Source organism: Streptomyces sp. NPDC088400 (assembly GCF_044753355.1).
Taxonomy (GTDB): domain Bacteria; phylum Actinomycetota; class Actinomycetes; order Streptomycetales; family Streptomycetaceae; genus Streptomyces.
Map to the genome: position 1 here is coordinate 49,492 of NZ_JBIVMZ010000006.1, position 12,408 is coordinate 61,899.

Below are 12,408 nucleotides of genomic sequence, written 5' to 3' on the forward strand. Positions count from 1 at the left end.
TCCGGGTCGCACCTGCCGGCCCGACGGAAACCCTCTCTCGTCCCCGAGACGCGGGTGCTGGACCTGGCTCCCAGTGGTGGTGCGCCGGTGCGGCGCACCACCCCATGACCCAGCGGCGTTCGACGACTGCGCGGAGGTTGCCGGACGGACGTCCTGCGGTGGACCCGGCCGAACCTACCCGCCGGTGGCGGCTTACTGTCAACAGCCGTTTGACCTGCGGCGTTGACCAAAATCGGCAGGTCAGTGAGGAAGATCCGCAGGTCGTGGCGGAGGCCGACAGACATCGGACGGCGGTACGAAATGTCCGTACGTCACTCGTTCGGTCGCACGAACACCGTCTGTCCCGAGACAACGGTCCGCAGGCACACGGGCAGCGGGCGGCCCGGGGTGAGATCCGGCAGGCCCGGTGTCCCCGAGCGCGGATCGGTGGACCAGCGGGACACCCGGTCGTCGGGAGCCTGGACCACCAGCTCGTCGGTGCGCCAGAGGGCGTAGTCGGCCGGGGCGCCGGGCACCAGCGTCCCGGCGTCGTCGCGGCCGACGGCCCGCCAGCCACCACGCGTATGCGCCGTGAACGCGGCCCGCACCGAGATCCCGTGCCCGGGAGTGCGGTGGAAAGCGGCGGCCCGGACGGTCCCCCACGGGTCCAGCGGTGTGACCGGGCTGTCGGACCCGAAGGCCAGCGGGACTCCGGCGCGCAGCATCGCCGCGTACGGATTGAGCGTGCGGGCACGGTCGACGCCGAGCCGACGCGCGTACATACCGTCCTCGCCGCCCCAGGCCGCGTCGAAGGCGGGCTGCACGGAAGCCGTGAGGCCCAGCTCGGCGAAGGCGGCGATCATGGCGGGAGTGAGCATCTCGGCGTGCTCGACCCGGTGCCTGGCGGCCCTGATCCGGGCCAGGCCCAGCCGCTCGGCGGCTGCCCTCACCCCGGTGACGACCATGCCGATCGCCGCGTCGCCGATGGCATGGAAACCGGCCTGGAGCCCGGCCTCGGTGCAGGCGGTGACATGGGCCGCGACGGCGGCGGCGTCCAGATGCGCGGTACCGGTATGGGCGCGGTCACCGTCGATGTCGGCGTACGGAGCGTCCAGGGCGGCGGTGTGGGAGCCGAGCGAACCGTCGACGAAGAGATCGCCCGCGGCACCGATGGCACCCAGTTCACGAACCCGTCGGGCGTCCTTCTCGTCGCCGACCCGCTCGGCCCAGTAGCCGAGGACCCGGGTCCCCGGCTCCTCCCCCGCCAGTTTCAGCAGAGAGACGAAGTCCTCCTCGTCGGAGATCTCGGGGCCCGCGCACTCGTGGAGTGTCCCGATGCCGAGCGAGGCGGCGCGGTGCCGGGCCGCGCGCTGCGCCTCGGCGCGCTGACGCGCACTCACCGCGCCGTGGGCCGCCGCGCGCACCGCGTGGTGAGCGGCGGCGGTCAGCGGAGCGTCCGGGTGATAGCCGGTCAGCGAGGTGACGTCGGGGACCAGGTCGAGCAGCGCGGTGCTCACCACGGCCGAATGCGCGTCGATACGGGGCAGGTAGAGCGGCCGGCCGCCCGTCACGCCGTCCAGCTCGGCGCGGGACGGGGGGCGCTGTTCCGGCCAGCGGGAGGAGTCCCAGCCGTGGCCGAGGAGGATCCGGTCACCAGGGTGGGCGGCGCTGTAGGCCCGTACGAGCGCGAGCGCCTCCGGCAGGCTCGCGGCGCCGGCCAGATCGAGACCGGTGAGGGCGAGGCCGGTGGCGGTGGTGTGGACGTGGGCGTCGGTGAACGCCGGGGTCACGAGTGCGCCTTCGAGGTCGACGACCTCGTCGACACCGGAGACGAAGGAGTCGGCCGCGCCTTCCGAGCCGACCCAGGCGATGTGGCCGCGTTCTACGACCATGGCGGTGGCGAAGGGGTCGGCGGGGCTGTGGACTTCTCCACCGCGCAGGAGCGTGGTGCGGTGTTCGGTCTGGGGGGTGGCGCGCTCGGTCATGGGGACCAGTCTGGCGTGTCGGGGAGGGGGAGGGCGCCAGGGGGCCGTGCGGTGGGGGTGGGGTGCGGTGCGGTGCGCCGTCCGGCGGGGGGCGTGGTCGTGGGCGCCGGTGTGTGGTGGGTGCGGGTGTGTGGTGGGTGCGGGTGCGGGTGCGGGTGGGGTTTGTGGTGGGTGCGGGTGCCGGGGCCTCCGGAGGCGCATGTCCGGACTGCATGATTTACGGCGCGTGCGGCTCTGTTCTTGAGGTGCGGGCCGGTGTGCGCCACAAATCACGCTTTACGTCCGGACACGTCACCTCCTGCGACCCCGACCCCCTCCCGCCGGTCCCTCGTCTGCGGGCCGCCTCGTGATTCCGTACGGCCGCCGCTGATGGGGTTAGGGGTGGGTGGGGGCTGGGGTGGTCTCCCCTGCCCCGGGCTGGTGGGGTGAGGTGGGGGGCTGAGGTTTGTCTGTGGGTGCGGGTCTGGGGTTGGCGGTGAGGGGACTCTCTGGTGGTGTCGTCCGCCGGCGAGTGAGCCGAAGGGGCGCGCCGCTGTCGAAAGGGAGAGCGCGCGCAGGTTTGTGAGGTACGAGCAAACCGAGCACGGTCGACCGTCGACAGTGGCTTGCAGCGCCCCGGAGGTGAACCGAGCCCTAAAAAGAAGGCCGCGCGCGTCGGTGCCGAAACGTCCGCCTTCACACCGAGTCTGTTGAACCTCAGCCCAGCACGTCCCATCCGGCCCCGGAGGCGAACCGAGCCCTAAAAGGAGGGCGGTCGCGACTCGTACGGGGTGGAGAGGACCACTGTTGTCCGGGTCGAGACTCCGGCCAGGGAGCGGATTCGGGTGAGCAGGTCTTCCAGTTCCAGTGGAGTCGCTACGCGGACCTTGAGGATGTAGTTCTCGTCGCCCGCCACGCTGTGGCAGGCCTCGATCTCGGGGATGCCCGAGAGTCGTTCGGCGATGTCGTCGGGGGCGCTGGGGTCGAACGGTTTCGCCGAGATGAAGGCGGTGAGCGGGAGGCCGACCGCCTCCGGGTCGACCACCGCGGCGTAGCCGCGGATGACTCCGCGCTGCTCCAGGCGGCGTACGCGCTGATGCACCGCCGAGGTGGACAGGCCGGTGGCCTTGCCCAGGTCGGTGTAGCTCGTCCGCCCGTCCTTGACGAGCAGTTCCACGATCTGACGATCCAGCTCCTCCATACGGATCAACCTATTGCCCCGGGTCACTTCCGGCACAGTCGGTTACGGCCCTCCGGGGCACCTGCGAGCGGCATGTGACGAAGACCACAGGTTTGTGGCACGGTCCGTCGAGACCTCACGGTTACCTGGCTCGCGCGGCGGGCATTGCTTGCTGTGGTCGAGACCACACGTGCCTGGTCGGCCCACCCGAGGGGGAATGTCTCCATGCAGAGCCTGAAGCGCACCGGACGCACCGCACCGGAGCCCGTTGATCTCGTCGATGCCGACGAGTTCGACTCGTATGACACCTTCGAGATGTACCGGGTCGTCTGCCCGGACTGCGTGCGGCCAATCGCCCTGCTGGCGGACGAAGATGTCCTGCCGGAGCACGCGTTGTGCCCCACGCCGTGGAATCCGTTCGTGCTGTCGGTGTGTGCCGGTACGGGACGTTCGGCGTCGGAGGCCAGGCCTTCTGACGAGTCGTCGGAGGCTCAGGAGCAGGACACGGCGCTGTTGTTGACGCTGCCTCAGGGGCTCAACTGGCGGACGCAGCCCTTCTCGCATGTCGGCGGTCCGGGCTCGCGTCCGTTCAAGGTGCCGGCTCTGCAGCGGAACGCCGCCTGAGGTTCGGCGGCGTCCAGGGGGTCTCGTACGGGCTCCGGCGCGACCCCTGACCGTGTGACGGAGAGTCGCGCCGGGCCTTCGGCGGAGAGTCAGCGCGTCTCGGGGCCCGCCAGGTGGCGGGCGATGACCAGACGCTGGATCTGGTTGGTGCCCTCGACGATCTGCAGCACCTTGGCCTCGCGCATGTAGCGCTCCACCGGGAAGTCCGTGGTGTAGCCGTAGCCGCCGAGCACCTGCACGGCGTCTATGGTCACCTGCATCACCATGTCCGTGCAGAACAGCTTGGCCATGGCGGCCTGCCGGGAGAACGGCCTGCCCGCGTCGCGCAGTCGTGCGGCGGCGAGGTACAGCGACCGCCCGGCCTCGATGCGGGTGGCCATGTCGGCGAGCAGGAAGCGCAGCCCCTGGAAGTCCGCGATGGGCCGGCCGAACTGCCGTCGCCCTGTGGCGTATTCGATGGCCTCGTCGAGGGCTGCCTGGGCGAGTCCGACGGCGCAGGCGGCGATGCCGAGGCGGCCCGAGTCGAGCGCGGACAGCGCGATGGCGAAGCCCTGCCCTTCGTCGCCGAGACGGCGGGTGTCGGCCACCCGTACGCCGTCGAAGTGCAGTTGGGCGGTGGGCGAGCCCTTCATGCCCATCTTCTTCTCGGGGGGAGCCGCGGTCAGGCCGGGCGCGTCACCCGGTACGAGATAGGCGGTGATGCCCCGCGCGCCCTCTCCGCCCGAACGGGCCAGCACCGTATAGAAGTCGGCGATGCCGCCGTGGGTGATCCAGGCCTTGGTCCCGGTGATGAGCCAGTCGTCGCCGTCCCGTACCGCCTTCGTACCGAGGGAGGCGGCGTCGGAGCCCGAGGCGGGCTCGGAGAGGCAGTACGCGCCGAGGAGGCCGCCGCCCAGCATGGCGGGGAGGTGCTCGGCCTGTTGCGCCTTGGTGCCGTAGCCGGCGAGGGCGTGGCAGGCGAGGGAGTGGACGCTGACGCCGAGGGCGACGGTGAGGCGGGCGGCGGCCAGCTCTTCGAGCACCTGGAGGTAGACCTCGTACGGCTGGTCCCCACCGCCGTAGGCGGAGTCGTACGGGAGGCCGAGCAGGCCCGACTCGGAGAGGAGGGTGAAGAGTTCGCGTGGGAAGTGGCCCGCTTCCTCTTCCTCGGCCGCGTTGGGGGCGACCTCCCGCTGGGCGATGTCGCGTACGAGGGCGATGAGGTCCTGGGCCTCCTCGGTGGGCAGTTGACGTTCCACCGGTTGCGGGGCGCGGTCGGCCATTGCGGCGCTCTCCTTTTTGTCGGGCACTACGGCGGTCGCGCACGGCGGGCGGCGACGACGCCGGCTGGAGTCCGGGGTGCACCCGGACGGCAGTTCCACCCCGTCGATGCTGCCCTTCCGGGGCGCGGAGGGTCATGATCAGCGGCTGTGGAGCGTTGAGTATGCCCGATCAACAGCCTCCCGTCACGGTTCGGAAGGGCACCGTCCACAACGACTCGGTAAGGGGCGAAATCCTTTCGGCCACGCCGAGGAAGGCCGCTTTCCGGGGACGACCGAAAATGGTCCGCACCATTGACCCCACTGGTCTAGTCCTTCTAACGTCCCCCTCAACGCCTTTCGCGTACCTGCCACATCAGACCTGCCACACCAGATTTCCCCCCACTCGTTCTTCCTCCCCCACGAGGAGAGTTCATGCTCAGACTCCACCGCGCGCGGTTCCGGGCGCTGGTCGCCGCCACGTGTACCGCCGTCCTCGGCGTGACCCTGCTCTCCGGGGCGGGCAGCGCCTCCGCCGGTGAGACACCCGCCTCGGACACAACGGCCGCCGCACCTGCCCCGGCAGCCGCCGCAGGTGACAAGGTCGTCGGGTACTTCACCAACTGGGGTGTCTACGACCGCAATTACCACGTCAAGAACATCGAGACCTCCGGCTCGGCCGCCAAGCTGACTCACATCAATTACGCCTTCGGCAATGTGGCCGGCGGAAAGTGCACGATCGGCGACTCGTTCGCCGACTACGAGAAGGCGTACACCGCCGACCAGAGCGTGGACGGCACCGCGGACGCCTGGGACCAGCCGCTGCGCGGCAACTTCAACCAGCTGCGCAAGCTCAAGAAGCTGCACCCCGGCCTCAAGGTGGTCTGGTCCTTCGGCGGCTGGTCCTGGTCCGGCGGCTTCACCGAGGCGGCGAAGAACCCGGCCGCCTTTGCGAAGTCCTGCCACGACCTCGTCGAGGACCCGCGCTGGGCCGATGTCTTCGACGGTATCGACATCGACTGGGAGTACCCGAACGCCTGTGGCCTGACGTGTGACACCAGTGGGCGCGACGCGTTCAAGAACGTCATGTCGGCGATGCGCACCGCATTCGGGTCCGATCTGGTGACGGCGGCCATCACGGCCGACGGTTCGGACGGCGGGAAGATCGACGCCACCGACTACGCGGGCGCAGCCCAGTACCTCGACTGGTACAACCCGATGACGTACGACTTCTTCGGCGCCTTCGCGGCCCAGGGCCCGACCGCCCCGCACTCCCCGCTCACCTCGTACGAGGGCATTCCCACGGAGGGCTTCAACACCGACGCGGCCATCAGCAAGCTCAAGGGGCTCGGCATCCCGTCCGAGAAACTGCTGCTCGGCATCGGCTTCTACGGACGCGGCTGGAGCGGCGTCACCCAGAAGGAGCCGGGCGGTACGGCGACGGGGGCGGCGCCGGGGAAGTACGAGGCGGGCATCGAGGACTACAAGATCCTCAAGAACAGCTGCCCGGCCAACGGGACGGTCGCGGGTACGGCGTACGCCTTCTGCGGCGGCCAGTGGTGGAGCTACGACACTCCCGCCACCATCGCGGGGAAGATGGCGTACAAGAACCAGCAGGGCCTCGGCGGCACCTTCTTCTGGGAGCTGAGCGGCGACACCGGCGACGGTGAACTGATCAAGTCCATCGACTAGTTCACCGACCGGTTCGTCGACCGGCTTCGGGGGCGAGGGCGGGGGCGGGGTGCCTTATCGGCTCCCGCCCTCCGCGTCGTCGTGGCCTCGCCCTATGTCCTCCAGCGGTCCCGGACCCGGTCCCGCCGTCGAACCGGCGGGCTCCAGCCCCGTGTACGGCCGCCAGCTGAGGTCCTGCGGCGGCGCGGGGCACTCCGGCGCGAACTCCTCGATGGTGTTGAGCGTATGACGCAGCATCCGCACCATCAGGTCGCGCGGGATCTCCAGCCTCAGGTCCTGGTATTCCAGCCACTCCAGCGTCAGCCATTCGACGCTGCTCAGCCAGCCGAGCAGCGCGAGCCGGGCGATCGGCGGGATGTCGTGGTGGCCGTAGGAGCCCTCGGCGATGGTGGAGACCAGGCCCGTGCGGACGGCGTCGCGGATCTCCTGGACCTGAGTGTCGAAGCCGACGCCACCGGTGATGATGGTGCGGTACGCGGCTTCGTTGTGCTGGGCGAAGCGGAGGTAGGCCTCGACGGTGCGCTGGACCCGTTCCGTGCGCGGCAGTTCGGCGCCGCTGGCGGCCGCGAGGGTCACCAGCTCCGTGACCGAGTCCTCGACGATGGCGAGGTAGTAGCCGCGCTTGTTCTTGAAGTAGTAGTAGATCAGCCCTTTCGCCACTCCGGCGTGGTGGGCTATGTCGTCCATCGACAACGCGTCGTACGAAGTATTGGCGAATAACTTCCGGCCGGTCGCGATGAGTTCGGAGCGTCGCACCTGCGATCTCGTTGAGGCGCCCCGTTGTTGACTACGATTCACATTCGCGTCCTGGTCTCCGACTGCCAAAGATCCCCGCAGTATTGCAGAGACACCGGGGATTGCAGAGGCGCCCGTGGCCTGCGAGGGCGGCTACATGCCAGGGCGTCCGCATCCCGCGTCAGACCCGCGCGCGTGACGAGGACGGCGAGCGGCACGGCCAGGGTCCGGCCGGGCACGTGCGCCGGCAGTCGGGGGCCGCCGTCCGGCGGCGACCCGGCCACAGTGCCGGGGATTCCGGCTCCCGGGGCAGAGACCCGCGTCACTGCCCCGGGAGCCGGGCGCGCACCACGGCGCGTACACACAGCACACACCACGGCCAACAGCGCACACCACAGCCAGGTGTCAGAGCAGGCCCACCGACCGCAGGGCCTTGCGCTGGGCCGGGGTGGGCGTGGCGGGCCAGTACACGTAGCAGACACCGCCCGTACCGGACGCCACGTTGCCGGCGGCGTTGTACCGCTTCGTCCTCAACCAGATCGTCTCCCATTCGTGCCGCCGGTAGACACGGCGTACGGCCGGGTTGTCCGGCGAGGCCGGGTCGTTGGCGACCACGTCCCCGTCGGCCGTGAAGCCGATCACGGTCATCAGATGGCCCGCCGTGCCGTAGCCGGCGCCCGTCAGTTCCTCCTTGAGGAAGGACTGCGAGGTGATGACGGGGATGCCCGCGCGGATGAGGGTCTCCACCTCGGCGAGCGAGCCGAGCCGGGTGACGGCGGAGCTCATGTCCCGGTAGGTGGCGGCATACGCGGCGTTGAAGGGCCAGTTGCCGCAGCCCTCGTACTGGTAGTCGTAGGTGAACCGGGCCGCGTGGCAGACCTGCGGGTCGGCGAAGTCCGGGTTGACCCAGGCGAGATCCTCGGCGGAGGGGGCGCGCCCCCAGTACTCGATGATCATCTGCGAGGAGGTGGGGCTGCACCAGGCCTCGCCGCCGTTGTCGTACTCGGGGTACTGCCCGGTGTGGATGTTCTGCGAGTAGCGCGGCACGGTCAGCTCGTGTGCGAGCCCCGGCGTGGAGGCCGGCACCGTGAACCGGTCCGGGACGTCCGAGGCCATCGCCCCGACCCGGTGGACGGCGGGGGTGAGTCCGCTGCCGGGCTTGCGGTAGAGCGTGAGCCGCAGCCGGTACGAGTCCAGACGCAGCCCGCTCGCCGCGTCGTCCACCGAGAAGGTGTCGGTCCAGACAGTGCTGCGCCCGTCGGTCTGGTCGTCGAGGGACGTGCGCCGGATGTCACCGTCGCCGTCTCCCGCGGTCCAGCGGCCCATCACGTACCAGGGGGTGTCGGTGCCGTCGCCGTAGCGGCCGCGCAGTTCGATCTGGAGCCAGGTGCCGGCCGGGGTCCGCGCGTTCCAGGAGGCGATCACCTCGGTGGCGGGGACCTTCGAGCGGTGCGTGGGCGAGGTCCAGGTCGCGTACTCCCAGGTGGTGGTCCTGCCGGTGTGCGGATCGGCGTAGTCGGTACGGCCCACGGGGGTACCGATGACCAGCGAGGGCCGGAGGCCGGGGACGGCCCGGGTGCCCTTGGCCGTACCGGCGCGCCAGTCGGCGTACGAGGTCCAGAAGGCGTTGTCCACGAGAGGTTTCCCGGCGCGATCGGCGGGGGCGGCGGGGGCATCGGGTTCCGTGGGGGCCGATGGGGCGGCGGCCGCCGGAACGGCCGACACCGTACCGGCACCTGCCGCGACCGCGAGAGCGGCGGCGAGCACGGTTCTGCGCGACGTCGGGCTGGTCATATGAACCTCCGGTCGAAAGCTGGGAGAGCGAAGAGCGCGGAGAGATACGAAGAGCGGCTGAAAACGAAGACTGGATACGAAGAGATGACTATTGCTCGGCAGTCGTCCACTATCGCCGCTCCCGGCGGGTTTCTGCCAGTGATTCGGACCGCGTCGGCCGAACAACATTGGTCTTCACCAGTGACGTGACCTGCGGAGGTGCGGCGGGCGTGAAACCCGCGCGCGGGGTCGGCAGCCCCGGGGGCTCGTAAGGTGGGACCGATGAACGACCTGCCGTCGGTGGCCGCCGCCCTGCGCGCGCTGCCGCCCTCCTGCGGGCCCGTCCGGCTGATCGGCGTCGACGGGCACGCGGGCTCCGGAAAGAGCACCTTCGCGACACGGCTCGCGGCGGAGCTGGACGGCGCTCCCGTACTGCGCCTGGACGACCTGGCGACCCATGAAGAACTCTTCGAGTGGACGGGGCGGCTGACGGAGCAGGTCATCGACCCGCTCTCGCACGGCGCGACCGCGCGCTACACGCCGTACGACTGGACGCTGCGGCGCTTCACCGCGCCCCGGTCCCTGCCTCCCTCCCCCGTCGTCATCGTCGAGGGCGTGGGGGCCGGGCGGCGGGCGCTGCGGCCGTGTCTCGCGTGGCTGCTCTGGATGGACCGGGGCGCGGAGGAGTCGTGGCGGCGCGGGCGCGAGCGGGACGGACCCGGTCAGTCCGCTTTCTGGGACGGCTGGATACCGGCGGAGATCCGCCATTTCGGGTCGGACCCGTCCCGGCCGTTCGCGGATGCTCTGGTACGTGAGGGATGCGAGGGGTACGCGGTACTCCCGGGTCCTCTGATGACAGCAAGTCCGGACCAGGCCATCACTCACCGTGACGGTTTGTGACCTCCATACCGGGCAGTCGGGATTCGGCACAGGAAAGGCTCAACTCGGCTTGACCAAGGGGCCGGACAGGTCTTACGTTCTCAATGTGCGGCATTTCGGAGCCGCCGCAGACGCGAGGCCCCCGGTTGTTCCCCCGTGATCGGGGGCTTCGTTCTGCCCTCTTCGCCGCGTTTCCGCCGCCGCGCACCCCGCTTCGCTCACCCTGGGTCACCGCCCTGGCCCATGCGTAGCGCTCTTAGTCGCACACCCTCTGCGCAGGTACGATGCCTCTCGGTGCGGTCAATTCCCCTCCGCGAAAAGGTGGTTCAGCACACTGCCGACGGGCGCCCGCCCGGCGGGACATCACGGGGGCACGGTTTGTGGGGGACCTGATGGATTTCGGCACGCAGGGCACGGGAGCCCCGGCCGACCTCGCCTGGGTGCGCGGTGTGGACGCCTACACCATGGGGGCGTACCCCCAGGCGGAGGAGGAGTTCAGGACCGCGGTGGAGCTCGACCCCGGGATGGCCGACGGCTGGCTCGGACTGCACGCGCTGCGCGTCGACACCACCACCGCCCTGCTGCACATGTACCGGCACCGCGACCGCTTCGGTGAGCAGCGCTCCCGCCACCGTCGCACCCTCAACTCCTGGTACTGGCTGGGCTGGTGGGTCCAGCCGCTGCTGGAGAGCGGGCGCGATCTGCTGCTCGCGCACGCCTCGCACTGGCTGGACGGCCGTCATGTGCCGGACCTGGACCGGGCGTTGGCGGGTCTGCCGCCGGTGGACGCCGATCCGCAGGTGCGCTTCCTGCACGCCTGCCGCGCCTATCTGGTCAAGGACTGGGACCAGTTGGTACGTCACACCGAGCCGCTCGCCAACGACTCGCTGCTCGGCATCGAGTCGGGCCTGTTCGGCGGGATGGCCCGGGTCCGGCTGGAGATGTACGGGCAGGCCCTGCCGCTCCTGTCCACCGCGCTGATGCGCTGCCGCAGCGAGCAGCCGCAGCGCAAGGAGCTGCGGTACTGGCTGGCGCGCGCCCACGAGGGCACCGGGCGCAGCGCCGCCGCGCTCCCCCTCTACCGGGCCGTGCACCGCCTCGATCCGACGTTCATGGACACGGCGGCCCGGCTCGCCGCGATCACCGACTCCGACGGATACGAGGGACCGGACGATCCGGTGGGACTCGCCTCGGTGGCACTGACCGGCTTCGGCCAGGACGCGGTGGACGCCGTGGAGACGCAGAGCGAACCGGAGGTCCCGCCCGGGTCCGACGTCCTGCTCGGCGGCGAGGGGCCGGGGCCGGCCCCGCTCGGCGGCGGTGTCCCGCCCCCCGTTCCCGAGGCCGTACGGCAGAAGGCCCCGCCGCCCGCGAAGGCCCCGCCCTCCAGGTTCCCGGAAGGTCCCACCGACCCCGAGCTGCTCGCCGAGGCCCTCACCGAGCTGGAGCGCATGGTCGGCCTGGAACCGGTGAAGCGGCAGGTCAAGGCGATCTCCGCACAGCTGAACATGGCCCGGCTACGGGCCGGTGAAGGGCTGCCCGTCCAGCCGCCGAAACGTCACTTTGTCTTCTCCGGCCCCTCCGGCACCGGAAAGACGACCGTCGCGCGCATCCTCGGGCGGATCTTCTACGCGCTCGGACTGCTCGGCGGCGATCATCTGGTGGAGGCCCAACGGGCCGATCTGGTGGGCGAGTTCCTCGGCCAGACCGCGGTGAAGGCGAATGAACTGATCGACTCGGCGATCGGCGGAGTGCTCTTCGTCGACGAGGCGTACAGCCTCTCCAACTCCGGCTACAGCAAGGGCGACGCGTACGGCGACGAGGCACTTCAGGTGCTGTTGAAGCGCGCCGAGGACAACCGCGACCATCTCGTGGTCATCCTGGCCGGCTACCCCGAAGGCATGGACCGGCTGCTCGCCACCAACCCCGGGCTGTCCTCGCGCTTCACCAGCAGGGTCGACTTCCCCAGCTACCGCCCGCTCGAACTCACCGCCATCGGCGGCGTGCTGGCCGCCGAGAACGGCGATGTCTGGGACGAGGAGTCCATGGACGAGCTGCGTTCGATCAGCGGACATGTGGTCGACCAGAGCTGGATCGACGAACTGGGCAACGGCCGCTTCGTCCGCACGCTGTACGAGAAGAGCTGCGCGTACCGCGACCTGCGGCTCTCCGGCTACAGCGGTGCGCCCACCCGTGACGACCTGGCCACGCTGCGGCTGCCGGATCTGATGCAGGCGTACGGCGAGGTGCTGTCGGGCCGGGGTCCCGCGGGCCGCCGCCCGCAGGACCCGACGGAGATGTGAGGGCCGGAGGGCGCCTTGCTTCCGGGAGTCCCTCCGGGGTC

The 12,408-nt window shown here is 70.4% G+C and carries 9 protein-coding genes; 4 read left to right on the forward strand and 5 right to left on the reverse strand.

What is annotated here, in order from left to right; translation table 11 throughout:
- Window positions 1–311 precede the first annotated feature (311 nt).
- Window positions 312–1,964 carry an amidohydrolase gene (locus tag ACIQD6_RS16665; RefSeq protein ID WP_401883020.1) on the reverse strand — a complete coding sequence of 551 codons (1,653 nt, stop codon included), beginning with the start codon at window positions 1,962–1,964 and terminating at the stop codon, window positions 312–314.
- A gap of 739 nt (window positions 1,965–2,703) precedes the next feature.
- Window positions 2,704–3,144 carry an Lrp/AsnC family transcriptional regulator gene (locus ACIQD6_RS16670; protein WP_401883023.1) on the reverse strand — a complete coding sequence of 147 codons (441 nt, stop codon included), beginning with the start codon at window positions 3,142–3,144 and terminating at the stop codon, window positions 2,704–2,706.
- A 204-nt stretch (window positions 3,145–3,348) separates the two neighbouring features.
- Here ACIQD6_RS16670 and ACIQD6_RS16675 point away from each other — a divergent pair, with 204 nt between their 5' ends.
- Window positions 3,349–3,747, forward strand: a complete 399-nt coding sequence (locus ACIQD6_RS16675) for a hypothetical protein (protein WP_401883026.1) — start codon at window positions 3,349–3,351, stop codon at window positions 3,745–3,747.
- Window positions 3,748–3,836: 89 nt separating this feature from the next.
- Here the strand turns inward: ACIQD6_RS16675 and ACIQD6_RS16680 are convergent, their stop codons facing one another.
- Window positions 3,837–5,009 (reverse strand): acyl-CoA dehydrogenase family protein, encoded by a 1,173-nt coding sequence (locus ACIQD6_RS16680; RefSeq protein ID WP_401883029.1) that lies wholly within the window; start codon window positions 5,007–5,009, stop codon window positions 3,837–3,839.
- Between the two features lie 411 nt (window positions 5,010–5,420).
- Between ACIQD6_RS16680 and ACIQD6_RS16685 the strand changes: the two genes are divergently transcribed.
- On the forward strand, window positions 5,421–6,677 hold the full coding sequence (locus ACIQD6_RS16685; RefSeq protein WP_401883031.1) for a glycoside hydrolase family 18 protein: 1,257 nt from the start codon (window positions 5,421–5,423) through the stop codon (window positions 6,675–6,677).
- A gap of 54 nt (window positions 6,678–6,731) precedes the next feature.
- On the opposite strand, the gene ACIQD6_RS16690 is transcribed toward ACIQD6_RS16685, so the two are convergent.
- The gene (locus ACIQD6_RS16690; protein ID WP_401883034.1) at window positions 6,732–7,475 is read right to left on the reverse strand and encodes a TetR/AcrR family transcriptional regulator; all 744 of its coding nucleotides are present in this window, start codon (window positions 7,473–7,475) and stop codon (window positions 6,732–6,734) included.
- Between the two features lie 342 nt (window positions 7,476–7,817).
- Entirely contained in the window at window positions 7,818–9,206 is a 1,389-nt protein-coding gene (locus ACIQD6_RS16695) for a peptidase C39 family protein (protein ID WP_401883037.1), read from the reverse strand.
- 261 nt (window positions 9,207–9,467) lie between these two features.
- On the opposite strand from ACIQD6_RS16695, the gene ACIQD6_RS16700 reads away from it, so the two are divergent.
- The gene (locus tag ACIQD6_RS16700; RefSeq protein WP_401883039.1) at window positions 9,468–10,085 is read left to right on the forward strand and encodes a uridine kinase; all 618 of its coding nucleotides are present in this window, start codon (window positions 9,468–9,470) and stop codon (window positions 10,083–10,085) included.
- A 371-nt stretch (window positions 10,086–10,456) separates the two neighbouring features.
- Entirely contained in the window at window positions 10,457–12,367 is a 1,911-nt protein-coding gene (locus ACIQD6_RS16705; protein ID WP_401883042.1) for an AAA family ATPase, read from the forward strand.
- Window positions 12,368–12,408 lie beyond the last annotated feature (41 nt).

Coding starts and splice junctions, on each gene's coding strand:
- ACIQD6_RS16675 (WP_401883026.1), top strand. CDS start 3,349: ATGCAGAGCCTGAAGCGCACCGGACGCACCGCACCGGAGCCCGTTGAT.
- ACIQD6_RS16705 (WP_401883042.1), top strand. CDS start 10,457: ATGGATTTCGGCACGCAGGGCACGGGAGCCCCGGCCGACCTCGCCTGG.
- ACIQD6_RS16695 (WP_401883037.1), bottom strand. CDS start 9,206: ATGACCAGCCCGACGTCGCGCAGAACCGTGCTCGCCGCCGCTCTCGCG.
- ACIQD6_RS16670 (WP_401883023.1), bottom strand. CDS start 3,144: ATGGAGGAGCTGGATCGTCAGATCGTGGAACTGCTCGTCAAGGACGGG.
- ACIQD6_RS16680 (WP_401883029.1), bottom strand. CDS start 5,009: ATGGCCGACCGCGCCCCGCAACCGGTGGAACGTCAACTGCCCACCGAG.
- ACIQD6_RS16700 (WP_401883039.1), top strand. CDS start 9,468: ATGAACGACCTGCCGTCGGTGGCCGCCGCCCTGCGCGCGCTGCCGCCC.
- ACIQD6_RS16685 (WP_401883031.1), top strand. CDS start 5,421: ATGCTCAGACTCCACCGCGCGCGGTTCCGGGCGCTGGTCGCCGCCACG.
- ACIQD6_RS16665 (WP_401883020.1), bottom strand. CDS start 1,964: ATGACCGAGCGCGCCACCCCCCAGACCGAACACCGCACCACGCTCCTG.